This is a genomic window from Luteimonas saliphila, assembly GCF_016774335.1.
GTDB classification, from domain to species: domain Bacteria; phylum Pseudomonadota; class Gammaproteobacteria; order Xanthomonadales; family Xanthomonadaceae; genus Luteimonas; species Luteimonas saliphila.
Map to the genome: position 1 here is coordinate 125,172 of NZ_JAETWA010000026.1, position 24,830 is coordinate 150,001.

A 24,830-nucleotide genomic window follows, 5' to 3' on the forward strand; every position below is an offset into this window, starting at 1 on the left:
CGTATACGAGCGTAAACAACTGGTTCCGCTTCCGGTTGCAAGGCTTCGGTGACCCAAGCCGGCTAGACGCTAGAAGTACGCCCACCGACTTGGAATGAGAGGCGCTAGGCGTAAGAGCCGATAGGGGAGATATGACGGCGAGTCAGATTCTCCCTTTCAGGCAAGGGAGCGTTCCGGAAACATCGAGATAGATGGTGACGATAGGTGGCAACGCCAGCGGTTGGCGAAGCATCACTTGTCATCCCGGAGCCTGTGATGGAGCGGAGTTTGGTATCCACCCCCGTGAATCTTTCCGGTTGGCAGGAAAGAGGAGTGCTGTTGCTGCTGGCCTTGATGGCAAACACGGCCTACGCCGCCGGTTCCAACATGCCGTGGGAAGGGCCGCTTCAGTTGGTCCTGGAATCCATCGAAGGCCCGGTCGCGCGGATCGTGGCGGTGATCATCATCATCGTCACGGGGCTGACGCTGGCCTTCGGCGATACCTCGGGCGGGTTCCGGCGGCTGATCCAGATCGTGTTCGGGCTGTCGATCGCGTTCGCGGCCTCGTCGTTCTTCCTGTCGTTCTTCTCGTTCGCCGGTGGCGCGGTGGTGGCATGAGCGGCGATCCGGCCGGCTTCGAGGCGCCGCTGCACCGCTCGCTGGCGGTGCCGATCCTGCTGGGCGGCGCGCCGCGCTCGCTGGCGATCCTCAACGGCACGCTGGCGGCAGCGGTCGGCATCGGCCTGCAGCAGTGGCTGCCGGGACTGGTGCTGTGGGTCGTCGGGCACGCGCTGGCGGTTTGGGGGGCGAAGGCGGATCCCCGGTTCGTCGAGGTGTTTGCGCGGCACGTGAAGCACCGGGCCTATCTGGACACGGCGCCATGATGTCGCTGGCCGAATACCGCCGCGGCAACGCGCCGCTCGCCGACTACCTGCCTTGGGCGGCACTGGTGGCGCCCGGCATCGTGCTGAACAAGGATGGCTCGTTCCAGCGCACGGCGCGCTACCGCGGGCCGGACCTCGACAGCGCGACGGAGGGCGAGCTGGTCGCCACGGCCGCGCGCGTGAACAACGCACTGCGCCGGCTCGGCAGCGGCTGGGCGCTGTTCGACGAGGCCGACCGCCGCCCGGCCGGCGACTATCCGGCGTCCACGTTTCCCGAGCCGCTGTCCTGGCTGGTGGATGCCGAACGGCGCGGTGCGTTCGAGGAGGCCGGTTCGCATTTCGAGAGCGAATACTTCCTGACGCTGGTGTGGCTGCCGCCGCCGGAGGCGCAGGCGCGGATGGGCCGGCTGCTGTACGAGGCCGTCGGCCGCGAGGGCGTGGACTGGCGCCAGCAGCGCGACGTGTTCGTGACCGAGACCGATCGGTTCCTGGCGCTGCTGGAGGGCGCACTGCCGGAGGTCGCGTGGCTGGACGATGCGGCGACGCTGACCTACCTGCACGCGACCATCTCGAACGTGCGACATGCGGTTGCGGTGCCCGCGGTGCCCATGCACTTGGATGCGTGGCTGGCCGACACGCCGCTGTCGGGCGGCATCGCGCCGAAGCTGGGCGATGCGCACCTGCGCGCGGTGACGGTGCGCGGCTTCCCGGGCGCGACCTGGCCGGGGATGCTCGACGAGCTCAACCGGCTCGGCTTTGGCTACCGCTGGGTGACGCGCTTCCTCTGCCTCGACAAGGTGGACGCCGAGCGAGAGCTGACGCGGCTGCGCCGGCAGTGGTTCGCCAAGCGCAAGGGCGTGGTGACGCTGCTGCGCGAGACGATCTTCCAGCAGGAGAGCCCGCTGGTGGACAACGACGCGGCGAACCAGGCGGCCGACGCCGATGCGGCGCTGCAGGAGCTGGGCAGCGACGCGGTCGCCTTCGGCTACGTCACCATGACGGTGGTGGTGCGCGACGCCGACGCCGAGACGGTCGAGCAGCAGCGCAAGGCGGTGGAGCGGGTGGTGCAGGGGCGCGGCTTCGTGGCCGTGTCGGAGACGCTCAACGCGGTCGAGGCCTGGCTGTCGTCGGTGCCGGGGCACTGCTACGCGAACGTGCGGCAGGCGCTGGTGTCCACGCTCAACCTCGCGCACCTGATGGCGGTGTCGGCGGTGTGGGCGGGGCAGCCGCGCAATACGCACCTGGACGGGCCGCCGCTGATCGTGACCCGCACTGACGGGAGCACGCCGTTCCGGCTGGTGACGCACGTCGGCGACGTCGGGCATTCGGCGGTGGTCGGACCGACCGGCGCCGGCAAGTCGGTGCTGCTGGCCGCGATGGCGCTGCAGTTCCGGCGCTATGCGGGCTCGCGGGTGTTCGCGTTCGATACCGGGCGCTCGATCCGGGCGACGGTACTGGGCCTGGGTGGCGAGCACTTCGATCTCGGCGGCGACGGTGGCGTGGCGTTCCAGCCCTTGGCCGGCATCGGCGATCCCACCACGCGCAGCTGGGCGGCCGAGTGGCTGGCCGGCCTGCTGGCGCACGAAGGCATCGATCCCGATCCCGGCGTGAAGGATGCGGTGTGGTCGGCGCTCAGCAGTCTGGCCTCGGCGCCAGTAGGCGAACGCACGCTGACCGGCCTGTGCGCGCTGCTGCAGGAAAATCGGCTACGACAGACGCTGGCGCCGTATGTGCTGGGTGGTCCGCACGGCCGCCTGCTGGATGCCGAGGGCGAGCAGCTGGGCGAGGCCGACGTGCAGGCGTTCGAGATGGAACAGCTGATGCACACGCGCAGCGCGGTGTTGCCGGTGCTGACCTATCTGTTCCATCGGTTGGAGCGGCGTTTCGATGGTGCGCCCACCTTGTTGATCCTCGACGAGGCGTGGACCTTCCTCGACGATCCGGCGTTTTCCGGCCGCATCCGCGAGTGGCTGAAGACCTTGCGCAAGAAGAACGTGTCGGTGGTGTTCGCAACCCAGTCGCTGGCCGACATCCAGCGTTCGGCGATCGCGCCGGCGCTGATCGAGAGCTGTCCGAATCGGATATTCCTGCCCAACCCGCAGGCGGGCGAGCCGCAGCTGCGGGCGGTGTACGAGAGCTTCGGGCTCAATGCGCGGCAGATCGAACTGATTTCCCGTGCACAACCCAAGCGCGACTACTACTACCAGTCGCGGCTGGGCAACCGGCTGTTCGACCTGGACCTGGGGTCGGTCGCGCTGGCGTTTGCCGGGGCATCGACGCCGGAGCACCAGCGCGACATCGACCGCGTGCTGGCAAGTGCCGGCGTGCGGGGTTTCGCGGACGCCTGGCTGCGCCACTGCCGGCTCGATTGGGCAGCGGATCTGTTGGGGGAGTTTCCCGGGCGCGACGCTGTCGCGTCAGCCCCTCGTCTGGAGATCGTGTCATGAAGAAGAGGCTGTTGTCGCTGTGCATCGGGGGGCTGCTGGCCGCGGGTTCCGCGCAGGCGCAGGTGGCCGTGTTCGATCCGGCCAACTTCCAGCAGAATCTGCTGACCGCGGTGCGGACGCTGGATCAGATCAACAACCAGGTGCGGCAGCTGCAGAACGAAGCGCAGATGCTGATGAACGATGCGCGCAACCTGACCGGGCTGGATTTCAGCGCGCTGGCGCAGCTGCGGGCGACGCTGGCCGAGACGCAGGGCCTGATCGACGAGGCGCGCGGGTTGGCGTTCGACGTCGAGCGGGCGCAGCGCGAGTTCGCGCGGCTGTATCCGGAGCGCTACGACGCGGCCAGATCGCGGGACCAGCTTGGCGCGGATGCGCTGGAGCGCTGGCAGGGCTCGCTCGAGGCGTTGCGCACGGCGATCGCGCTACAGGCGCAGGTGGTGGAGCACGTCGCGGACGATGAGACGGTGCTGTCCGATCTTGTGGGGCAGAGCCAGTCGGCCGTCGGCGCGCTGCAGGCGGCGCAGGCGACGAACCAGTTGCTGGCGCTGCAGTCGCGACAGCTGATGCAGACGCAGCAGTTGCAGGCGGCGCAGGGCCGCGCCACGGCCCTGGAGCAGGCGCGCGCCGTGGCCGGCGAGGAGCGCGCGCGAGAACAGCGCCGACGCTTCATGACCGATCGTACGCCGTACACCGGCGAGCCCGTACGTCTGTTCGGAGGTGAACCATGAAGACCGTGTCTTCGACGATGGTGGTCCTGGCCGTGCTGTTGACCGTGCTGCTGGCCGGATGCAGTCGCGATGCGCCGCAGATGCAAGAAGTGCCGCTGCCGGCACCGACGCCCGCGGCGGATCTCGTGATCGAATTGGCGAGCAACCCGGAACGGCTGAAGGAGGTGCGTCGGCTGTGCCGCGAGGACCGGGAGCAGGTGAGCGAGGAGTTGTGCATCGCCTCGGCGATGGCAACGCGCCAGCGGTTCATGGGCGATGGCAAGGCCAAGTACACACCCGAACCGGTGGGGCTGCCCGACGCGCGGTTGCCCGAGGCAAAGGACGAGTGAGCCGCCGTGGACGACCTGGGCGTCATCGACCGATTCCTCAATGTCTACGCGCAGTACATCGACTCGGGCTTCGGGTTGCTGGGCGGCGAGGTGGCGTTCCTGGCATCGGTGCTGATCGTCATCGACGTCACGCTCGCGGGCCTGTTCTGGGCGATGGGCGGCAGCGACGACGTGATCGCGCGGCTGATCAAGAAGATCCTCTACGTCGGCGCCTTCGCGTTCATCATCGGCAACTTCAACGCGCTCGCCGGCATCGTGTTCCGCTCGTTCGCCGGGCTCGGACTGCTGGCCTCCGGTTCCACCGTCAGCGAAGCCGAACTGTTGCGCCCGGGACGTCTGGCCGAGATCGGCGTCGACGCCGGCCGACCGATGCTTGAACAGATCCAGGAGATGTCCGGGTTCCCGCAGGTGTTCATGAACCTCGACTCGATCACCGTGCTGTTCATCGCGTGGATCGTCGTGGTGCTGAGCTTCTTCGTGCTCGCGGTGCAACTGTTCGTGACCCTGATCGAGTTCAAGCTGACGACGCTGGCCGGCTTCGTGCTGGTGCCGTTCGCCCTTTGGAACAAGACCGCGTTCCTGGCCGAGAAGGTGCTGGGCAACGTGATGTCGTCGGGCGTGAAGGTGCTGGTGCTGGCGGTGATCGTCGGCATCGGCGCGGGTCTGTTCGACGAGTTCACCCTACCGCCCGGCACCGAGCCGTCGATCGACCACGCGCTGGCGACCATGCTCGGATCGCTGACGCTGTTTGGCCTGGGACTGTTCGGGCCGGGGATCGCCACCGGTTTGGTGTCGGGCGGACCACAACTCGGCGCGGGTGCGGCGGCGGGCGTGGCGCTGGCCGCAGCCGGTGTCACCACCGCGACCGGTGCTGCCGCAGTTGGTGCTGCCCGGATCGCCGGCAGCGCGCTCGGCGCGGGTACGCGCGGCCGCGCGCCGCAGGCCTCGCAGGCGCCGGCTGCGGCGATGGCCGGTGGCAAGTCGAGCGGCTCGTCGGGTGGGCCGTCGGGTGGCGCGCCGCGATGGGCGCAGCGGATGCAGCAGAGCCGCCAGCGCACGACGCGCGGACTGGCGACCGCGGCGATGGTGGTGCGTTCGTCCGACCGCGGCGGCGGTGGCGCCGGGCCGAAGCTGGGAGATGACTGATGCGATTCCGACGCGCGAGTCTGCGCTACTCCGAAACGCCGCAGCCAGCGACGCCGTACCAGAAGGCGGCGCAGGTCTGGGACGAGCGCATCGGATCGGCGCGAGTGCAAGCACGCAACTGGCGGCTGATGGCGTTCGGCTGCCTGGCGCTGTCGCTGCTGATCGTCGGCGGGTTGTTGTGGCAGCTCGGGCGCTCGACGGTGACGCCGTACGTGGTCGAGGTCGATACCCACGGTCAGGTGCGGGCGGTCGGGCCGGCGCTGGAGGCGTACCGGCCGGCCGATGCGCAGATCGCACGCGAGCTGGAGCGCTTCATCCGCAACGTGCGCTCGCTGCCGCTCGATCCGGTGGTGCTGCGGAGCAACTGGCTGGAGGCCTACGACTACGCCACCGATCGCGGCGCGGCGGCATTGAACACCTACGCGCGCGACAACGATCCGTTCGCGCGCGTGGGGCGCGTGACGGTGGCGGTCGAGGTTACCAGCGTGGTGCGCGCCTCGGAGTCGTCGTTCCAGTTGCGCTGGATCGAGCGCAGCACGGTCAACGGCTCGCCCGGCGGCGTCGAGCGCTGGACCGCGATCGTCACCGTCGTCCTGCAGTCGCCGCGTGATGCGGTGCGGCTGCGCAAGAACCCGCTGGGCATCTACGTCAACGGGTTGGACTGGAGCCGGGAGATGGGCTCCGCCACTACAGGAGACACCCCATGAACCGAATCGTCGCAACCGCGGCGCTATGCGCTGTGCTTGCCGGATGCGCGAGCACGCGGCCGGCGCCGGAGATCACGCTGGACGAACCCGTCGCCGAAGCCGTGCCGATGCCCGAGCCGCCCGTGCCGGTGCAGGTCGTCGAGGTGCCGACGCCGCTGCCGCTGCCCGGGCAGCTCAAGCCACTGTCGGCGAAGGCGAGGATGGTTTCCGTGGACCCCGCGGGCGATGTCACCACGGCGAACGTCTCGGCACGCATCGAGCCGGTGCAGGACGGCTTCGTCAACGCGATGCAGGTCTGGCCCTACAGTGCCGGTGCGCTGTACCAGGTCTACGCCAGTCCCGGCCGCGTCACCGACATCGCCCTGCAGCCGGGTGAAGAACTGGTCTCGGTGTCGGCCGGCGACACCGTACGCTGGATCATCGGCGACACGGTCAGCGGCCGCGGCGCGGAGGAACGCGTGCACGTGCTGGTCAAGCCGTCGCGTGCCGATCTGAAGACGAACTTGGTCATCAGCACCGACCGGCGCAGCTACCATCTCGAGCTGTCCGCCACGCCGGAGACCTGGATGGCGTCGGTGGCATGGGAGTACCCAGACGAACTGGTGCGGACGCTGCATTCGCGCAGCACCGCAGCGAACGATCCGGTCGTCGAGGGCGTCGTGCTGGAGCAGTTGCGGTTCCGCTACACGATCACTGGCGACGCGCCCGCCTGGCGGCCGCTACGCGCCTTCGACGACGGTCGGAAGGTCTACATCCAGTTCCCGCAGAACATCGGTCAGGGCGAACTGCCGCCGCTGTTCGTGATCGGCGCCGAGGGCGACACGCAGCTGGTGAACTACCGGGTGCAGGCGTCGTACCTGATCGTCGATCGCCTGTTCGGCGCGGCCGAACTGCGGCTGGGCGGCGAGCGCCAGCAGGTCGTGCGCATCGAGCGCACCGACGGGCGGACGCGCCGGCGATGAGCGTGCCGCCGAAGGAGGATCCGGCCAAGCTGGAACTGCGGGCGAAGCCCGCGCCGGTGACCCGCCTCAACCGGCGCACGCTCGCGGTGCTGGTCGGCGGCCTGGCGGCCTGCGTGCTGCTGGCGACGTTGTGGGCGTTCCGCGCGCCGAAAGAGCGGGGCGCGGCCGTGCAGGAGACACACAACGTCGAGCGCGTGACGCCGGCCGAAGGACTGCAGCAGCTCCCGAGCGACTACCAGCAGGTGCCGATGCCGGCGCCGGCGCCGCTCGAAGACGACACCGCCACACCCGCAGAACGGGTCGATGACGGGAATGCGCCCGACGCGGCCACGGACGCCGAGCAGCAGCGGTTGCAGTCCGAGGCCGATGCGGCCGCGAAGGCGCAGGTGTTCTTCCAGACGCGGCAGGCGGGGTGGGCCGGCGCGCCGCCGTTGCCTGCCGCGGAGAGCGCGAATGCGTCGGCCGTGCCTTGGCTGTCGCCGCCTGGCGCGGCACCGGTCGAGGACGACTACGCCCGCCAGAACCGGCAGGCGGACAAGCAGGCATTCGTCGACGCAGAGCAGGACAGCCGGATCTACGGTAGCGCGGAACTGCAGACGCCGCGCTCGCCCTACCAGCTGATGGCGGGCACCGTGATCCCGGCTGCGCTGGTGACCGCGGTGAACTCCGACCTGCCGGGGCAGGTGATCGCCACGGTCACAGAACACGTCTACGACAGCGCGACCGGCCGACACCTGCTGGTGCCGCAGGGCTCCCGTCTGCTCGGCCAGTACGACAGCCAGGTCGCCTACGGCCAGCGCCGCGTGCTGCTGGTGTGGACGCGGCTGATCCGCCCGGACGGCTCCTCGCTGGTGCTCGACCGCCTGCCCGCGACCGACGTAGCCGGCCGGTCCGGGCTGGAGGACCGCGTGGACTGGCACTGGCGCCGGATCTTCGCCGGCGCCGCGCTCTCGACCCTGATCGGCGTCGGCGCCGAACTAGCCGCGCCCGATCGCGTCGATGGCGATGGCGATGGCGATGGCCGCATCGTCATCGCCACGCGCGCGAGCGTGCAGGAGACCGTCAACCAGGTCGGCCAGCAGGTCACCCGCCGCAATCTGGACCTGCAGCCGACGCTGACGGTGCGGGCGGGATTCCCGGTTCGAGTGGTGGTTGCTCGCGACCTGACACTTCCGCCGTTTGTAGGAAACGACCATGTCCCAAAGCCAGATGCCTTCGGCGGGAAGTGATGGGTTGTCAGACTGCGTTGGACCTGCCTTCTATCGCATGGCTGACGTCGTGCGCATCACGGGATTGAGCAGGGCCACCATCTACCGCCGCGTTGCCGAAGGCGGATTTCCGCCACCGGTACACCTTGGCGGACGCGCATGCGGGTGGCGAACCACGGCACTACAAGCCTGGATCGACGATCCGGAGGGCTATACGGTCACGCGGTGACCCCGCCGGTGCCATCAGCCAAATTCCGGCGGCATCATTCTTCGGGACGATTCGCTTCTACAGCCGCGCCCGCCGGCTGCTCAGTCGACAAGCAGTTCAATGTTCAAGAATGTGCATGCACGTTTGGCCATCATTGCTGTGGTGCGAGTGCTTCCCTGCATGACGGGCATGTTCTCGCCTCTGCAATGAATTCCGGCCGCGCGGCCATCCTTCGTCATCCAGAGGATGCCGCTGTCCCCTCTGAATGTGCCCGGAGGCTCAACGTCGAGCACGATGTCTGCCAAGCCATCGATCGCATACTGCTCAACGCCGACTACCTTGGCGTAGCGAGCAGGATCAGGGAATCCGCTTGGCCGAAGGGCGCTGATGCCGATGAGTAGCTTGCCAACCAGTGAATACAGATCGACGACAGGACGAACGGGATACGCCGAACTGGCTCTGGTATACAAGGCATCGTCGTGGAGATCGAACAGCCCGCAATCGATGTACCCGAAGTTGCCGGGGAGGTTGGGACCCGGGGAGTAGACCGCGAACGTGCTCGGACCGGCCAGGATCCATTTGCGAACTGGAAAGTCGTAGTAGGAGATCGTCGTTGGTGTCGCTGCGTTTCCGTCGGGACCCTCCAAGCAATGGGCACAGGTAAGGCCGGATAGCCCCGCTTTGGACCTTGCAAAGCAAGTGAGCGCGCCTTGGGATTGGCCATCCTTGAGGATCGTTGGTACTGATGTGGCGCGCTGCTGCTCCATTTGAGGCCATTCGACGACATCCGTGACGATATAGCCGTGGTTCGAGCGTACCCGGGAGGGAACGCGTTGCCTTGGGGTCAGCTTGGATTTGGGGATCTTCTTGCGAACGAAGTAGCAGATACCAACTTCTCCGGTTATATGACCGGCTCGCTTCTTCAGGCCGATCATCGAACCGACAACATCAGCCCGAGCGGACACACGTGCGTCCAGTTCCGGCCGTGCTTTGGCGATCTGCTTGACGTACGCCCGCATTGATCTTCTTGTCCCATTCACCGCACATTGACTCGACGCAGTTCCTGGCTGCCATCAGTCGTGATGATCTCGTACAGTTCGAAGGTCGGTTGCGCCGGCGGCTTCGGTTGGACGGAGTCGTACAGCTCGCTCAAGCTCTTCACCCAACTGTTGACGATCTGAAAACTCTGGTCGCGATCCGTGCTCGTTGATCCCACGGGAAACTTCTCTTTGAGAATGGTGACTTGCGCCTTGACCGTGTCCAGTTGGGCCGCGGCGTTGGGTACCGTCGGGTTCGATAGGATCGCGCCCGCTCCGGAAAGCGCATGCGACACCCTCTTGAGCGTGTCGTACTCGGGCGTCGTCAGTCCTTTCAGTTGCTTCTTGTCCGCTTGCTCGAACATCTCGGCGGCAATCGTCGACACCTTCTCGCCGACATCAGTCAGGTCGACGCCACTTTGTTCACTGTCGATGCCCGCGCGAATAGCGGCTGCTTCGGCGGCTGTTTTGCCGGCGCCCGCTTGTGCCGTCAACATCCCGGCCAACGATGTGATCGTCTCCGGAATCTTTGTATCGGTTTCTTGACCGAACGATGTCAGCTGACCATTACTCAATGCCAGCGAGAGTTTTGCCGAGCCGAACCCAGAGCGGGGCCTGGCATAGATCTTGTCGTCTCGATGGGTCAGGTAGACGATGGACACCTCCACCGGCTTGTCCTTGGAACCCGTCCGGGACACCAGCAAATAGGGCTTGGAGCCATACACCGGTATGCCGGTTCGCTCCTTTAGATCGGACGTCTTGTAGAAACTGACACCTGCGCACCCCGATAGGACGAGGACGACGATCAGGGCCACCAAGCAATGCAATTGGATATTCGGCTTCATAGATCCCCCATGCGATGACGTTCGTCAGCAAGGCCGCGGAGCATGAACTGCAGATCGGACCTGGGAACCACTGGCCGGCGACATCGAACTTTCCGCAATCCCCGAAAACGTAGCCGGCGGGTCCCACGCTAGATCTGACGCAGAACCGGGACCGGCCCGGACAGGCCGACGGCGGTATGAGTACCGCCTATCCCTGAAGCAGTCGTCCGTGAAGCCCAGAGGCGGCAGCTCGGCAAGCTTGGCTAGGCGGCTTTGCGCAGCGAACGCCGGGAACGTCGCCTCTGTGTACCGCTATTGGTCTTGCGCCGCACCGTTGGAGGGACGGGTGGTAGGACCGCGTGCTTACCGTGCTTCTTGTGCAGCAGATCCAGATAGTCCGCCCATTGCTGCAGCATCGCCCGACGCTCCTTCAGGTAGGCATGGCGGTTGTAGGCGGCGCGCACCGCGTTCACCGGGACATGCGCGAGGCAACGCTCGATCACGTCGGCATTGGCGTGACGGCCGTTGAAATGGGTACTGAAGGCCGCGCGCATGCCGTGGGGCGTTCCCTTATCGCCAAAGCCAAGGCGATCCATCAGCGCGTTGAGCGTGCGGCCCGCCATCGGGCGATTCGGATCCCGGCGGTTCGGGAACAGGTACTTCTGCCCCTTGGGCACGATCGCACGCAGTTCGGTGAGCAGCGCGACCGCTTGCCGGGGCAGCGGCACCCAATGCGGGTGGCCAGCCTTCATGCGTTCGGCCGGAATCTCCCATCCGCCGCGCTTCAAGTCGAACTCCGTCCATTCCGCGCCGGTGGCTTCGACCTTCCGGCACGCGGTCAACATCACGAGCCGCATGGCGATGCGCGTGCTCAGCTCGTTGACGCCAAAATCCATCGCGCCCAGGAACTCGCCGATCTGCGACGGCGACAACGCGGCGTGGTTCTTCTGCTTGCGCTTCTTCAATACGCGCAGAGGCGGTACGGGGTTGTTCTCCAACAGACCCGAGTCGATGGCGCACTCGAAGATGCCCCAAAGATAGTTACGCAGGTTCCTGGCGATCTCGGGAGCGCGCCTCTCGACCTCCTTAAGGATCGCCGTCAATTCCAGCCGCGTGATGCTTGTGATCGCCCGATCCTTGAGCTTCGGCAACAGATCGTTCTTGATCTCCCGCCGGCGCTGTCTGATCGTGCCCGCAGCGAGGTCGACCGAGGTCGCGCTGTCCCATTGGGCATAGATGGCACCGAACGCGCCCTTGTCTCGGTTCAGGTAGTCGATCGCCAGCGCCTCGCGCTGCCGCTTGCGCTCATGGACCGGGTGAATCCCCTGCTCCACGAGCTTGCGCGACCTCGCATGCTCGGCGCGCGCTTCGGCGAGACCGACTTCCGGGAACGAGCCCAGCGCCAGCAATCCCTCGACGCGCCCGATGCGGAATTTGTAGCGCCAGAGCTTCGAGCCGGAAGGCTGGACGAGAACGAAAAGGCCTCCCGCGTCAGCGAGCTTGTAGCCCCGCGCTCGCGGCTTTGCAGATTTGATTTGCAGGGTGCAGAGCATCGCGGATACGCCCGGTTTGCGTACCCCCAAACGTACCCCCAACTAGTCGCGCTTTCAAGGAATCGCATGACATTTCTTGAAACAATCGATACGTCGAAAACAGCCAGAAACAAGTCTTTTTTGGACGTTTTGAGACACTAAGAGATACAGTGAAATGTCGCTTCTTACTTCAGCTGGCGATGCGCATTCGAAACTTGCAAGCGACGGGCGACAGGCCCCAGCCCGACGATGTTACACGCCCGGGAACGCCTTGCCGCCGCGCAGCAGGTGATCGACGGCGGACTCTTCCAGCGGCCGGCCGAGCAGGAAGCCCTGGCCGTCGTCGCAGGCCAGGGCGCTGAGTTCGGCGAGTTGCTCGGCGTCCTCGATCCCGCCCGCGACCACGCTCATGCCCAGTCCGTGGGCGGTGGCGATCACGGCCGCGACCACGTCGCGTTGTCGCAGGTCGGCGAAGCGTCCGAGCTTGACCACGCTGACCAGGACCCGTGGCAACCGGGCCAGTGAGGTCACCGAGGCGCCGAAATCGTCCACCGCCAGTTGCACGCCCAGTTCGCCCAGCTCGGCCAGCGCGGATTCGACCCGCGGGTCGCCGTGGATCAGTTCGCGTTCGCTGATCTCCAGCCGCAGCGACGATGGCGCGATGTCGTGGGTGGCGAGCGCGCTGCGGACCTGGTCGACGAGGCCCACCGCCCGCAACTGGCTGCCGGACACGTTGACCGCCATGCTCAGCGGCTCCGCGCCGGACGCCTCGGCGCGGCCGGCGGACCAGGTGGCGAGGCGACTGCATGCGGTGTCGAGCACCCATGCCCCGATCAGGCCCATCAGGCCCATGCGCTCGGCGAGCGGCAGGAAATCGCCGGGCAGCAGGGTGCCCCGGGTCGGATGCTGCCAGCGCAGCAGGGCCTCGAACCCGAGCAGGCGCCGGTCTCCGAGCGAGAGCAGGGGCTGGTAGACCAGGGCGAGCTCGCCGCGGCCGAGCGCATGCTGCAGGTCCGCCTCGAGACGCAGCTGGTCGTCGGTCGCCACGTCCACCGCGGGGTCGAAGACGTGGAAGCCGTTGCGCCCCTGCTGCTTGACCCGGTACATCGCAGTATCGGCGTTGCGCAGCAGGTCCGGGGCGCGCGCCGTCGCGTCCCCGGTCACGGCGACGCCGACGCTGGCGGACAGGCGCACCTGCAGCCCGGCGCTCACGTCGAACGGCTCGGCCAGCGCGCGCACGATCCTTCCGGCGATCTCGCGCACGTTGCCGTCGGTACGGACGTTCTCGCACAGCATGACGAACTCGTCTCCGCCCAGCCGGGCCACGGTGTCCTCGCGGCGGCCCAGGGCGGTCAGCCGGCGCGCCAGTTCGATCAGGACCTCGTCGCCGACCTCGTGCCCGTAGGAATCGTTGACCGCCTTGAAGTGGTCGAGGTCGACGAAGATCAGCACGACCCGCCCCGGCGTGCGCTCGATCCGCAGCAGCGCCTGGCCCAGCCGGTCCATCAGCAGGTAGCGGTTGGCCAGGCCCGTCACCGGATCGTGCATCGCCTGGTGGGCGAGCGCCCGTTCGGCCATCTTGCTCACGGTGACGTCGCGGGTGGAGGTGAGGACGCCGACGACGGCGCCGCTCGCATCCGTTTCGGGAGACAAGGTGGTGTGGAACCAGCCCTCCTTGTCGCCGGGGACGATCATGGAAAACTCGTGCTCGCGCGGCTTTCCCGTCGTCAGCACCTGTCGCAGCGCGGCTTCCCAGGACTCGGCCGCTTCCGCGTCGGGCCCGATCTCGCGGTCGGTGCGGCCGACCAGTTCCGCCAGCGACATGCCCCGCAGGCGCTCGCCGGCGGGGTTGATGTAGCGGTAGCGCAGGTCGGGCGCGTACTGCGCGATCGCGTCGGCGGAGCCGTTGAGGACAGAGCGCAGCTGGGCCTCGACCCGCGCGAGACCGGCGCTGGCCAGCGCCGACGCTTCCGCGAGCCGGACCATCTCCTGCTCCGCCAGCACCCGCCGGGTGATGTCGTGGGACACGCCGAAGGTGCCGATGATCGTGCCGTCGAGGTCGCGCAGCGGGAACTTGCTGGTGGCCACCCAGCGCGTCGGCCGGTCGGCGAAGCTCTCGCATTCTTCCTTGTTCAGGATCGGCACGCCGGTGCGGATGATCTGCTGCTCGTCGGCCAGCGCGTCGGCCGCGTGCGCCTCGGCGAACAGGTCGAAGTCGGTCAGCCCGCACATGCGGTCCTGGGTGAGCCCGTGCAGGTTGGCCATGCCCAGGCTGACCCGGATGAAGCGGCTCTGCAGGTCCTTGAAGTAGATGGCTTCGTCGGATGCGTCGAGCAGGTTGCGGATCCAGACCTGGTCCATCGTCTGCTCGCCGCGCGCGGACAGCGCGGGTGGCTTCGACGTTCCGGAGGTCGCGTGCGGACTCATCGTGGTGCCAGCGGTAGTGCGTCCCACGAGGGGACGGACAGCCCCTCTTTCCCGGCAGGGTACTCCAGCCATTCTGAAGCGAATGTCCCGGCCGGCAAGGCCCGGCCGATGAAATAGCCCTGCAGCTGCTGGCAGCCCGCGTGCCGGAAGAAATCCCGCTGCTCGGCGGTCTCGACGCCCTCGGCCACGACGCTCAGGCCGAATGCCCGCGCCATCGCGAGGATCGCGGTGGCGATGGCTTCGCCTTCCCCCGGAACGGCCTGCACGAAGGCCATGTCGATCTTCAGCTTGTCGATGGGCAGGCGCCGGAGATACGCCATCGAGGAATAGCCGGTGCCGAAATCGTCGATCGCCAGCTGCAGCCCGCGCGCGCGCAGGCGCGCCAGTTGCGACACGGCCAGGTCGGTGTCCTCCATCAGCACGCTCTCGGTCACCTCCAGTTCCAGGCAGCGCGCCGGCACGCCGGTGGCATCGAGCACTTCGTCGATGAAGCCCGGCAACGCCTCGTCGCGGGTCTGGCGCATCGACAGGTTGACCGCCAGCCGCACGTGTCCCAGTCCCTGGCCGTGCCAGGCGGCGATCTGGCGGCAGGCCTCGGCGATGACCCAGCGGCCGAGTTCGATGATCAACGACCCCTCTTCCGCGATCGGGATGAAGGTGGACGGCGGCACGGTGCCGAGCTCGGGATGGGTCCAGCGCAACAGCGCCTCGGCCCCCTGCAGGCGCCCGGTCCGGGCGCACACCTGGGGCTGGTAGTGGAGTTCGAGCTGGCCGGCGGCGATCGCCTGGCCGAGCGCATCGCGGATGCCGATCCGCGCCAGCTGGGCCTCGCGCAGCCGCGGCTCGAACACCGCGACGCGGTTGCGACCCTCGCGCTTGGCGCAGTACATGGCGATGTCGGCGTTGGCCGCCAGTTCCTCCAGGCGCTCGGCATCGTCGGGCCAGCGGCTGATGCCGGCGCTGGCGGTGACGCCCAGGCTGAGGCCGCCGACCAGGAAGGGCGCCGAGAATCGGCCGAGGATCGATTCGGCGGTGTCGTGGACCCGGGCGATGGCATCGGCGCCCACCAGCACCAGCGCGAACTCGTCCCCGCCCAGCCGGAACAGGTACTGCTCGCTTCCCAGCGCGCCGGAGATCCGCCTGCCCACCTGCAGCAGCAACTCGTCGCCGCCCTGGTGGCCGAGCTTGTCGTTGACCTCCTTGAAGCGGTCCAGGTCCAGCTGGATCAACGCCATTCGCTCGCCCCGGGCGCGGCAGCTCTCCAGTTGCGCATTGAAGGCATTGCGGTTGTGCAGCCGCGTCACCGGATCGTAGTGCGCGAGATAGCGCAGCTGCGCCTCGGCGCCGTGCACGCGCTCGCGCATGCGCTTCATCAGCGGATACGCCAGCGCGTAGGCCACCAGCGAGGCGATGCAGAAGGCGATCCCCAGGCCCAGCAGACGCGCGTGCGCGCGGGTCATGTCGATCTGCAATTGCACCACGCCCACCTGGCGGTCGCGCAGCAGCACCGGCGCGCTGACCCAGGCGCAATCGAATCCGCACGGACTCCCCATGGCCGCCGGACCGCCAGCGACGGATTCGGGATAACTTGCGATCGGGTTCGAATCGTTGTCGTGCAGGATGGCCCGGCGTACCGCGGGCACCGACGCCAGCGGGGCCAGTGTTTCGCGCGCGCCCTCGGCATCGCCGAACATCACGGCCGCGGCGCTGCTGGAGGCGATGACCCGCGCCTGCGCTTGGGCATCGGCGGTGTACTCGCGCCGGATATCGACCCACTGGATCAGCATCAGGACGGTCCCGGCGAGCAGCAGGACCAGGGCGGCGCCGATGGTGTTCATCCGCAGGCTGGATGAGGCCGGCCTGAGCGCGAGGATGCTCACAGCACACGCCTGGCCAGTCGCAGCAACTGGCTGCTGAGGGTGATGCCGCCAGCCCGGGCGCGCGTGGCGTCGATGTCGAAGCGGATCCTGTTGCCCTCCCGCACCAAGGCAACCGCGGTCGAGCCGTCGGGCAGCTGGCAGGCGTCGCAGATCACCAGGGTGTCCGATGCCGCGGCCACCGGCGTATCCGCATCATGGACCAGCACGTCGCAGCCGGCGACCGGGTTCGCCCAGCGCACGCGCACCGGGCGCCCGGCGAGCGAACGGCCGGACAGTGCGGCGATCGCCGCCTCCAGCCGCGCATCGACCTGCAGGCAGATGGTGAGCGCCTCCGCCGTCGCTTCGTCCCATTGCGCGAACGCCGCGATGTTGTAGACGAACGCGGCCTTGAGCGAGTGCTCGTCGACCTGGGCATGGCACACGCTGCCGGCCGACACCGCGAGCAGCAAGCCGCCGATGCCGATCCTGGCCCCGCGCCGCGTGGCTCGCTGGCGGGCTAGAAGCGCCATGTCGTCTCGAGACGGAGTTCGCGGCCCCGACGTTCCACCGCATCCGGGGCGAATTCCGGTCCGACCGGATCGGCATAGCGTGCGTCCAGCAGGTTCCTCACCCCCAGCGACAGCGCCAGCGGCAGGTGGCGCGGCTGCCACAGCAGGTGGGCGTTGACCACCGAGTAGGCCGGGACCGTTCCCGACCTGCTCGCCCGGCGCCCGACGTGCTGGGCGCTGAGCGTCATGCCCAGGTCCGTCGCCAGCGGCCACGAGGCCGAGACGCGCGCATTGCCCCGGGGCGCGTTCAGCGGTCGCGGCTCCAGCGCGTCGGCGACCTCGGCGTAGGCATAGCTGGCGCGCAGCAGCAGTCCGCCCGGACTGCGATGGACGTAGGCCAGTTCCGCGCCGCGCGAGGACGCGCGGCCGGCGTTGGTCAGGGTGAGGACGCCTTCGTCGACCTCGACCAGGGTGATCAGGTCGCGCAGCCGGTAGCGGTAGACGCTCAGTTCCGCGCGGCTGCGCGGGGAGAAGGCGACGCCGTAGAACAGTTCGGCGGTCTGCACGTGCTCGGCGCCGAGCCCGGGATTGGCGAGCTGTGCGCCTTCGTCGGAATCGACTTCGTAGTAGCGCTCGTAGGCGTTGGGCGAGCGATACGACTGGCCCACGATCAGCTTGAAGACCGTGTCGTCGGGTCGCGCGGAGATCAGCGCCATGCGCGGACTCAGGCGCAGCGTACCCAGGTCGCTGCGGTCCGCACGAAGCCCGCCGCTGAAGCGCCAGGCGTCCGACAGCCGGATCTCGTTGTCCACGAACACGCCCCAGCTCGCCGTGTTCTCGCGCGAGTCCAGGTAGCTGGCGTAGGGCCGCACGTCGAAGTTGCGTTGCACGACCGAACGGTCGAACTGGACTTCGGCGCCCGCGACCAGGGTATGGCGCTCGCTCGCCCGGGTGACGAGCTGCCCGCCCAGTACCACGGACAGGCCCGAGGCCACGTCGCGGTTGAGGTATGGCGCGTCCTCGCCGTAGACGTAGTCGCCGAGGTAGCGGTAGTCGATCACGTCCAGTCGCGCGCTCGCATCCGTGGCCCCGCCGAGCCGGCGCTGGTAGTGCGCCCCGAAATCGATCCACCGGTCCTGGACCTCGGCGCCGGGCGCGGCGAACGTCTGCTCGTAGGGCGCCACCGGGTCCTCCTTGCGGCGATCCCCGGCGACCAGCTGTAGCGCCAGGCCTCCCTGGCGGTGGCTGATGAACAGCTGTCGCACGCGTTCGTCGTCCTGGCCGCGCACGTGCCCCCCGGACGGCGTGTCGGCGAACTCGGGAAAATGCAGGTCGCGCCCACGGGTGTGGAACTGCCGCGCCGACAGCAGTGTCGTCGCGCCGCCCGCCGCCACGGGCACGCTGACCTGCAGGTCCGTGGTTCCGAAGCTGGCGACGCCTGCACGCAACTCGCCCTCGCCGAAGGTCGACGCATCCCGGGTCAGCACGTTGATCACGCCGAAGAACGCATTCGAACCGTAGACCGCCGAACCGGGGCCTGGCACGTACTCGATGCGTTCGACCAGCGACATGTCCAGCGGGAACTCGCCGCCCACCGGGCTCTGGCTGTACACCGGGTCGTTGACCCGGTGGCCGTTGATCAACAGCAGGAAGCGGGTGTTGTAGTCGCCGGCGCGCAGCTGCCCGCGTGCGCCCAGGTAGGTGTACAGCCCGGTGTCGCTCAGATACAGGCCGGGCAGGCTGGCGAGCGCTTCGGCAAGCGTGCGCCAGCCGCGCGTGCGGATGTCGTCGGCGCTGATGACCTGGACCGCGGAGGGTGCGTGGGAGATGCTCTGTTCGAAGCGCGACGCGGTCACGATCTCCACGTCGAGCAGATCCTCCAGCGACATCGTCGACAGGTCCGGTGCGTCCTGTGCATGCAGGCCCGCTGCCGCCACGCACAGCAGCAACGCGGCGACGAGCCGGGACCGGGGCGGCGACGGGCGCGTGCGGGACGCGCGGACGCATCGGCGGCGGAGCATGGGAAGGGACATGGCGGTCGGTGGTGGCGGACGTGATTCCTCGGGGTCCATATCGGCCGCCGACGCCTGCTTCTAAAGGCGTTTTCCCTGAACGCCGGCCGTCGGAAGGCAGGCCTGTCGATGGCGGGTGGGCCATCCGGAGCGGCGCCGTGCTGTCCGCGAAGTCGGTGCCCGGTCGCTGCGTTGCGAGTGCCGTGGCTGTGCGGATCCACGGCCGGATGCTGCCTGCTTTCGCCGGGCGACGGGCTGCTCGCGTCCTGCCTGCGTCGCAAGCCAGGACGGGTTGCGGCGGGCGGCGGGTTCGACCGCCCGAGGCGTGCTGGTCGTCCGGGACACCGTTCGGCGGCTCGGTTCAGCTTCAGCGCACGAGAAAACCGATGATCTTCGAGATTTTCGCGTACGGCGGCTTCAGCAGATCGCTGCCGGCACGCCGCGGCTGCCACAGGATCGGCAACTGCTTGCTCATCGCGTCGAACCCGGCGCGCCCGTGGTAGGCGCCCATGCCACTGGCACCGACGCCGCCGAAGGGCAGGGCATTGATGCCGAAGTGGATCAGGGTGTCGTTGACGGTGACGCCGCCGGCGAGGGTGCGTTGCAGGATCCGCTCGACGCTGGCGCGGTCGTCGCTGAAGGGATACAGCGCCAGCGGCCGCTCGCGCGCATTGACCTCGGCGATCGCGTGGTCGAGCGAGGCGACGCTGCGGATCGGCAGGATCGGGCCGAAGATCTCTTCCTGCATCACGGTGGCGTCGTCGCCCGGTTCCAGCACCAGGGTCGGCGCGAACAGGCGCCCGCCGGGATCGTGCGTCGGCGCAAGCGCCACCACCTGCAGGCCGCGCGCGCGGGCGTCGTCGAGATGGGCCTGCAAGCGCGCGAACTGGGCGTCGTTGACGATGCGGGTGTAGTCGCCGGCCTCGCGCAGGTCGCCGTAGCGCGCGGTCGCCTCGGCCTGCAGCGCCGCGACCAGCGCGTCGCGGCGCGCGGCATCGCCCACCAGCAGCACGTAGTCGGGCGCGATGCAGGTCTGTCCGGCGTTGAACCATTTGCCGGTCGCCAGCCGCGCCGCGACGCGTTCGAGCGGCGCGTCGGCGCAGACGATCGCCGGCGACTTGCCGCCGAGCTCGAGCGTGAGCGGGGTGAGGTGGGCCGCGGCCGCGGCCATCACCTTGCGGCCGACGGCGGTCGAGCCGGTGAACACGAGATGGTCGAACGCCAGCGCGGCGAACGCGGCGGCGACCCGGGCGTCGCCGGTCGCCACCGCGACCCGGTCGTCGGGAAACACCTCGGCCAGCAGCGAACGCAGGAACGCGGCGCTGCGCGGCGTGTGTTCGGACGGCTTGAGGTAGACGTGGTTGCCGGCGGCGATCGCGGTCGCAAGCGGGATCAGGGCGAGGTTGACCGGGTAGTTCCAGGGCGCGATCACGCCGACCACGCCCAGCGGTTCGTGGCGCAGTTCCGCGCGCGCCGGCCAGAAGCGCCAGCCGCTGCCGATCCGGCGCGGCTTCATCCAGCCGCGCAGGCGGCGGCGCAGGTGGTCGATCTCGGTCAGCACGGTCATGCCGTCGGCCACCAGCGACTCGTGGTGAGAGCGATGACCGAAGTCGGCGGCGATCGCCTCGGCCATTTCCGGCAGCCGGCGCTTCAGGGCCTCGCGCAGGCGCAACAGGTCGTCGTGGCGCTGTGCGTGACCGGGTTTCGCCGCCTGCCAGGCATGGCGCAGGCGCGCCAGCGTGGGCGCGAGGTCGTCGGCCGGGGGGTCCGCGGCGGGCTGCATGCAACGCAGTGTAGACGGGGCCGGTCGAGCGCAGGCACTACAATGCGCGCCATGACAGCCATGGCCACCCGACTGCGCGCCTTTCGCGGCAAGCTGCCCGAACTGGGGCAGCGCGTGTACATCGATCCCTCCGCCGAGGTGATCGGCGACGTGGTGCTGGGCGACGACGTCTCGATCTGGCCGATGACCGTGGTCCGCGGCGACGTCAACTACATCCGCATCGGCGCGCGCAGCAACGTCCAGGACGGGGTGGTGATCCACGTCAGCCACGACGGCCCGCACCTGAAGGCGGGCGGCTTCGCGACCGTGATCGGCGAGGACGTCACCATCGGCCACAAGGCGATCATCCACGCCTGCCGGATCGAGGATGCCTGCCTGGTCGGCATGGGCGCGGTGGTGATGGACGGCGCGGTGGTGCGCAAGCACGGTTTCGTCGGCGCCGGCGCGCTGGTCTCGCCCGGCAAGGTGGTCGGCGAGGGCGAACTGTGGCTCGGCAACCCGGCGCGTTTCGTGCGCCGGCTCGACGACGCGCAGATCGAGGCGCTGTACTACAGCGCGCGGCACTACGTGCGGCTCAAGGACGACTACCTGGGCGAGACGCCGGCCTGATGTTCCGTTGCGTCCGGGCGCACGGCGGCTCGTAGGAGCGCCTTCAGGCGCGATGCGTTTCGTTACGCCGCCGGAGGTTCCACGGAAAGCCCGCGCCTGAAGGCGCTCCTACGGCGGGTGTCGCCGGCGAGGCGTGTGCGGCGGTGCCCCGCGCTACAGTAGGGCGGTGTGCGAGGATCGATGCGGCGGGCGCTTGGACGGACGGGGGGAGAGGGACGTGGCAGTCGGAAGCTGCGTGCGCAAGGTCGCCACGCCGGACGCGATGGCGGATTGATGCTCGATACGGTTCGCGAGATCCACACGCCCGAGGGCGTCGCGCTGCGGCTGCCTGCGGCCGGTCCGGTGCCGCGCGCGTTCGCGTGGCTGATCGACCTGGGGATCCGCTTAGGGCTGGTGCTGCTGGCCTCGATGTTCCTCTCCCTGCTCGGCCGTTTCGGCACCGGCGTGTACCTGGTGTTCCTGTTCCTGGTGATCTGGGCGTACCCGGTGGCGTTCGAGGCGCTGTGGGACGGACAGACCCCGGGCAAGCGCGCGCTGGGCCTGCGCGTGGTCTCCGCCGACGGCGCGCCGGTGGGCTGGATGGCCTCGTTCGTGCGCAACCTGATGCGGACCGTCGACATGCTGCCGTTCGGCTACGCCTTCGGCCTGGCCTCGAGCCTGGTCGATCCGTGGGGGCGGCGGCTCGGCGACATGGTCGCGCGGACGATGGTGGTGCACGTGCCGCGCGTGCGTGGCGCGGTGGCGCTGCCGAGCGGCCCGGCGACGGTACCGCCGGTGCCGCTGCTGCCCGGCGAACAGGCGGCGGTGGTCGCCTTCGCCGAGCGCGCGTACGCGCTCACGCCGCAGCGCCGGCAGGAACTGGCCGACATCGCCGCGCCGCTCACCGGGGCCCGTGGCGAGTCCGGCATGCAGCGCCTGTTCGGCATCGCCCACTGGCTGCTGGGGCGGGCATCGTGAGGCAGGAGGCGTTCGTCGCGCGATACGAAGCCGAGTGGCGCGAGTTCGAGACGTGGCTCGAGCGACGCGGCGGCAGGACCGACCGCGCGCGCGCGGCCCAGGGCACGGACGGCCTGCGCGACGAGGACATGCCCGCGCGCTACCGGCGCCTGTGCCAGCAGCTGGCGCTCGCGCGCCGGCGCGGCTACAGCCCCCAGGTGTCCGAGCGCCTGCAGGCGTTGATGCAGCGCGGCCACGACGTGCTCTACCGCGCACCGCCGCCGCCGTGGCGGCGCGCGCTGCGTTTTCTGGTCGCCGACTTCCCGACCCTGGTACGCGCGCAGCGCGGCTGCCTGTGGCTGTCGGTGGCGCTGTTCGCGTTGCCGACGCTGGCGTTGTTCCTGGCCGTGCAGCAGTGGCCGGAGCTCGCGCACAGCGTGTTCGAGCCGCAGGAGCTGGCGCGCTTCGAGGCGATGTACGACCCGGCCGACCCGACCCACACGCTCGGCCGCGAAAGCGGCACCGACATGGCGATGTTCGGCCACTACATCCTCAACAACGTCAGCATCGGCTTCCGCACCTTCGCCGCCGGGCTGCTGGCGGGCGTGGGCACGGCGTTCGTACTGGTGTTCAACGGCGTGGTGTTCGGGGTGGTCGCCGGGCACCTGCAGGCGATCGGCCATGGCGATCCGTTCTGGCGCTTCGTGGCCGGGCATTCGGCGCCGGAGCTGGTCGCGATCGTGATCGCGGGCGCCGCGGGATTGCGGCTGGGCCTGGCGCTGCTGGCGCCGGGGCGGCTGCGGCGGGTGGACGCGCTGGTCGAGGCCGGCCGCGTCGGCGCCAGGCTGTGCCTGGGGATCCTGGCGATGCTGCTGTTCGCCGCATTCGTCGAGGCGTTCTGGTCTTCGACCGGTTCGATCCCGGCCGCGGTGAAGTTCGGCGTCGGCGGCGTGCTGTGGGCGTTGGTGCTGGGCTGGCTGGCGCTGGGTGGGCGAGGCGACGACGTGCTTTCGCGGCAGCGCCGCGTCGGACTGCCGGGCGAGCGGCCGGCAACGGCAGGTCCGCCCGCGCTGGCGTCCCGCCCTGGACGGCAGCGAACCGGGGCATCGCCGCATGCGCCTTGACCAGGTCCGGGTCGAACTGCGCCCGCGCCTGCCCTGGGAGGCGGTGGAGCTTGGGATGGCCCTGGTGCGCCGCCATGCCGGCGCCATCTGGCGCCCGTGGGCGGCGGCCACGCTGCCGGTATTCGCGCTGTTCAACGCCGCCGCATGGGCGATCGATGCCCTGTGGCTGGCGGCGCTGGCGACGTGGTGGCTGCTGCCGCTGTTCGATCGCATCGTGCTGTTCGTGCTTTCGCGCGCGGTGTTCGACGACCCGCCCACGCCGCGGCAGACGCTGGCCGCGCAGCGCGGCTGGGGCTGGCGGGGGCTGGGCGCGCGACTGTCGTGGGCGCGTTTCAGTCCGTGGCGCTGCATCGGCATGCCGGTGGAACTGCTCGAAGGCGTCGAGGGCGAGGCGCTGCGGCTCCGGCGCCGGGTCGTGGTCGACGGCATCCAGGGCCATGCCTTCCTGCTCACCTTGGTGTGCCAGTTGTTCGTGCTGTCGCTGCTGGCCTCGCTGCTGTCGCTGGTGCTGATGTTCGTGCCGGCCGAGCTGCTGTCGGAGTCGGCGCGGGCGATGTGGGCGCTGGTGGTCGACGAGCCGCCGCGCGGCGCGCAGCTCGCGTTCAACGCCGCGCTGTGGCTGGCGCTGTCGATCATCGAGCCGTTCCTGGTCGGCGCCGGCTTCGGCCTGTACCTCAGCCGCCGGGTGCGGATCGAAGCCTGGGACATCGAGCTCGCGCTGCGACGGATGCGTGCGCGCCTAGCCCAGGCGGCGGGCCTGGCGCTTGCCGCCTGCGCGCTGGCGCTGGGGCTGCTGGCGCCGGCGCCAGCAGCCGCGCAGGCGACGCAGCGCATCCAGGACGAACGCGAGCGCGCCGCGCACCTGCCACCGAAGCCGCACCCCGGAGCCTCGGCGGCCGAAGGGGAAGCGTCCACTCTGGCGCGGGTGTTCGGCGAGGAAGCGGTGGTCGACGCCCGCCCGTTCCGCCAGGCGGTCAAGCGCGCCTACGAGGACCCGCTGCTCGACCGTAGCCGCATCGAGCGCAGCTGGGAGCGGCGCGACCGCAGCGAACCCGAGCCACCGGCGAAGGCGCCGCCCTGGCTGCTGGCGCTGGGACGGGTGATCGCGGTGGTGGGCGAGTACGGCCTGTGGCTGCTGCTCGGCCTGCTGCTGCTGGCGCTGGCGCTCACCGCGAAGCGCTGGTGGCCGTGGATGCGCGGACTGCGCGACACGCCCGTGCCCGAAAGCGGGATCGTGCAGGTGGCGGCGCCCGATGCCGAGGCCTTGCCCGCCGACCTCGCTGCGGCAGCGCGCCGGCTGTGGCGCGAGGGCCGGCCGCGGCGTGCGCTGGCGTTGCTGTACCGCGGCAGCGTCGAGGCGATGGTCGCGCGTGCCGGCGTCACCCTCGTGCCGGGGGCGACCGAAGCGCAGTGCCTGCGCGCCTCGCGCGGCCTGCCCGACGCCGACGACCGCAATGCGTTCGCGCGCATGGTCCGCGTCTGGCAATACGCCGCCTACGCGCGCCATCTGCCGGCGGAAGAGGAATTCGAATCGCTGCTCGGCGAGCTGTCACAACGCTTCGGGTGGGCGCGATGAAGGG

Annotated in this window: 22 protein-coding genes; 14 read left to right on the forward strand and 8 right to left on the reverse strand. The window is 69.2% G+C overall.

Translation table 11 applies throughout. The features are described from left to right. Nucleotides 1–255 precede the first annotated feature (255 nt). Genes JMO03_RS06330 through JMO03_RS06375 form a run of 10 tightly spaced genes read left to right on the forward strand, consistent with a single transcriptional unit; the run spans nt 256 to nt 8,619 of the window. Nucleotides 256–597: a TrbC/VirB2 family type IV secretion system protein gene (locus JMO03_RS06330; RefSeq protein ID WP_202841570.1), complete on the forward strand. Its 342-nt coding sequence runs from the start codon at nt 256–258 to the stop codon at nt 595–597. Then, nucleotides 594–863: a VirB3 family type IV secretion system protein gene (locus tag JMO03_RS06335; RefSeq protein WP_202841577.1), complete on the forward strand. Its 270-nt coding sequence runs from the start codon at nt 594–596 to the stop codon at nt 861–863. The genes JMO03_RS06330 and JMO03_RS06335 overlap by 4 nt, the downstream gene beginning before the upstream one ends. Further along, a complete protein-coding gene (gene trbE / locus JMO03_RS06340; protein ID WP_202841579.1) occupies nt 860–3,310 on the forward strand; it encodes a conjugal transfer protein TrbE in 2,451 nt (816 codons plus the stop codon). The genes JMO03_RS06335 and trbE overlap by 4 nt, the downstream gene beginning before the upstream one ends. Then, nucleotides 3,307–4,038, forward strand: coding sequence for a P-type conjugative transfer protein TrbJ (trbJ, locus tag JMO03_RS06345; RefSeq protein WP_202841585.1), 732 nt, complete (start codon nt 3,307–3,309; stop codon nt 4,036–4,038). Before trbE ends, trbJ begins: the two co-directional genes overlap by 4 nt. After that, nucleotides 4,035–4,367, forward strand: coding sequence for an entry exclusion lipoprotein TrbK (locus tag JMO03_RS06350; protein WP_238345940.1), 333 nt, complete (start codon nt 4,035–4,037; stop codon nt 4,365–4,367). Before trbJ ends, JMO03_RS06350 begins: the two co-directional genes overlap by 4 nt. 6 nt (nt 4,368–4,373) lie before the next feature. Then, entirely contained in the window at nt 4,374–5,513 is a 1,140-nt protein-coding gene (trbL, locus tag JMO03_RS06355; protein ID WP_202841593.1) for a P-type conjugative transfer protein TrbL, read from the forward strand. After that, on the forward strand, nt 5,513–6,220 hold the full coding sequence (trbF, locus tag JMO03_RS06360; RefSeq protein ID WP_202841595.1) for a conjugal transfer protein TrbF: 708 nt from the start codon (nt 5,513–5,515) through the stop codon (nt 6,218–6,220). Before trbL ends, trbF begins: the two co-directional genes overlap by 1 nt. Next, entirely contained in the window at nt 6,217–7,182 is a 966-nt protein-coding gene (gene trbG / locus JMO03_RS06365) for a P-type conjugative transfer protein TrbG (protein ID WP_202841603.1), read from the forward strand. Before trbF ends, trbG begins: the two co-directional genes overlap by 4 nt. After that, nucleotides 7,179–8,411 carry a TraB/TrbI/VirB10 family type IV secretion system protein gene (locus tag JMO03_RS06370; RefSeq protein WP_202841606.1) on the forward strand — a complete coding sequence of 411 codons (1,233 nt, stop codon included), beginning with the start codon at nt 7,179–7,181 and terminating at the stop codon, nt 8,409–8,411. Before trbG ends, JMO03_RS06370 begins: the two co-directional genes overlap by 4 nt. 37 nt (nt 8,412–8,448) lie before the next feature. Further along, complete coding sequence (locus JMO03_RS06375; protein ID WP_238345941.1) at nt 8,449–8,619, forward strand: helix-turn-helix transcriptional regulator; 171 nt, start codon at nt 8,449–8,451, stop codon at nt 8,617–8,619. Nucleotides 8,620–8,699: 80 nt separating this feature from the next. Here the strand turns inward: JMO03_RS06375 and JMO03_RS06380 are convergent, their stop codons facing one another. From JMO03_RS06380 to JMO03_RS06415, 8 genes are all read right to left on the reverse strand, one after another. After that, on the reverse strand, nt 8,700–9,617 hold the full coding sequence (locus JMO03_RS06380; RefSeq protein ID WP_202841608.1) for a hypothetical protein: 918 nt from the start codon (nt 9,615–9,617) through the stop codon (nt 8,700–8,702). Between the two features lie 17 nt (nt 9,618–9,634). Then, nucleotides 9,635–10,450, reverse strand: a complete 816-nt coding sequence (locus JMO03_RS06385; protein ID WP_202841610.1) for a hypothetical protein — start codon at nt 10,448–10,450, stop codon at nt 9,635–9,637. A 272-nt stretch (nt 10,451–10,722) separates the two neighbouring features. Continuing rightward, complete coding sequence (locus JMO03_RS06390; protein ID WP_202841617.1) at nt 10,723–12,012, reverse strand: tyrosine-type recombinase/integrase; 1,290 nt, start codon at nt 12,010–12,012, stop codon at nt 10,723–10,725. A 231-nt stretch (nt 12,013–12,243) separates the two neighbouring features. Further along, on the reverse strand, nt 12,244–14,418 hold the full coding sequence (locus JMO03_RS06395) for a sensor domain-containing protein (RefSeq protein ID WP_202841626.1): 2,175 nt from the start codon (nt 14,416–14,418) through the stop codon (nt 12,244–12,246). Then, complete coding sequence (locus tag JMO03_RS06400; protein WP_238345942.1) at nt 14,415–16,256, reverse strand: putative bifunctional diguanylate cyclase/phosphodiesterase; 1,842 nt, start codon at nt 16,254–16,256, stop codon at nt 14,415–14,417. The genes JMO03_RS06395 and JMO03_RS06400 overlap by 4 nt, the downstream gene beginning before the upstream one ends. A 38-nt stretch (nt 16,257–16,294) precedes the next feature. Then, the gene (locus JMO03_RS06405; RefSeq protein ID WP_202841636.1) at nt 16,295–16,807 is read right to left on the reverse strand and encodes a YfiR family protein; all 513 of its coding nucleotides are present in this window, start codon (nt 16,805–16,807) and stop codon (nt 16,295–16,297) included. Next, complete coding sequence (locus JMO03_RS06410; RefSeq protein WP_202841644.1) at nt 16,795–18,807, reverse strand: TonB-dependent receptor plug domain-containing protein; 2,013 nt, start codon at nt 18,805–18,807, stop codon at nt 16,795–16,797. Before JMO03_RS06410 ends, JMO03_RS06405 begins: the two co-directional genes overlap by 13 nt. Nucleotides 18,808–19,165: 358 nt before the next feature. Further along, on the reverse strand, nt 19,166–20,581 hold the full coding sequence (locus tag JMO03_RS06415; protein WP_202841646.1) for a coniferyl aldehyde dehydrogenase: 1,416 nt from the start codon (nt 20,579–20,581) through the stop codon (nt 19,166–19,168). A 60-nt stretch (nt 20,582–20,641) separates the two neighbouring features. Here JMO03_RS06415 and JMO03_RS06420 point away from each other — a divergent pair, with 60 nt between their 5' ends. The 4 genes from JMO03_RS06420 (at nt 20,642) to JMO03_RS06435 (ending at nt 24,826) form a co-directional block, all read left to right on the forward strand. After that, nucleotides 20,642–21,190, forward strand: coding sequence for a gamma carbonic anhydrase family protein (locus JMO03_RS06420; protein ID WP_202841797.1), 549 nt, complete (start codon nt 20,642–20,644; stop codon nt 21,188–21,190). Nucleotides 21,191–21,463: 273 nt separating this feature from the next. Then, nucleotides 21,464–22,147, forward strand: a complete 684-nt coding sequence (locus tag JMO03_RS06425) for an RDD family protein (protein WP_202841648.1) — start codon at nt 21,464–21,466, stop codon at nt 22,145–22,147. Next, the gene (locus JMO03_RS06430; RefSeq protein WP_202841650.1) at nt 22,144–23,250 is read left to right on the forward strand and encodes a stage II sporulation protein M; all 1,107 of its coding nucleotides are present in this window, start codon (nt 22,144–22,146) and stop codon (nt 23,248–23,250) included. The genes JMO03_RS06425 and JMO03_RS06430 overlap by 4 nt, the downstream gene beginning before the upstream one ends. Then, the gene (locus JMO03_RS06435; RefSeq protein ID WP_202841651.1) at nt 23,240–24,826 is read left to right on the forward strand and encodes a DUF4129 domain-containing protein; all 1,587 of its coding nucleotides are present in this window, start codon (nt 23,240–23,242) and stop codon (nt 24,824–24,826) included. Before JMO03_RS06430 ends, JMO03_RS06435 begins: the two co-directional genes overlap by 11 nt. The last annotated feature ends 4 nt before the right edge of the window (nt 24,827–24,830 follow it).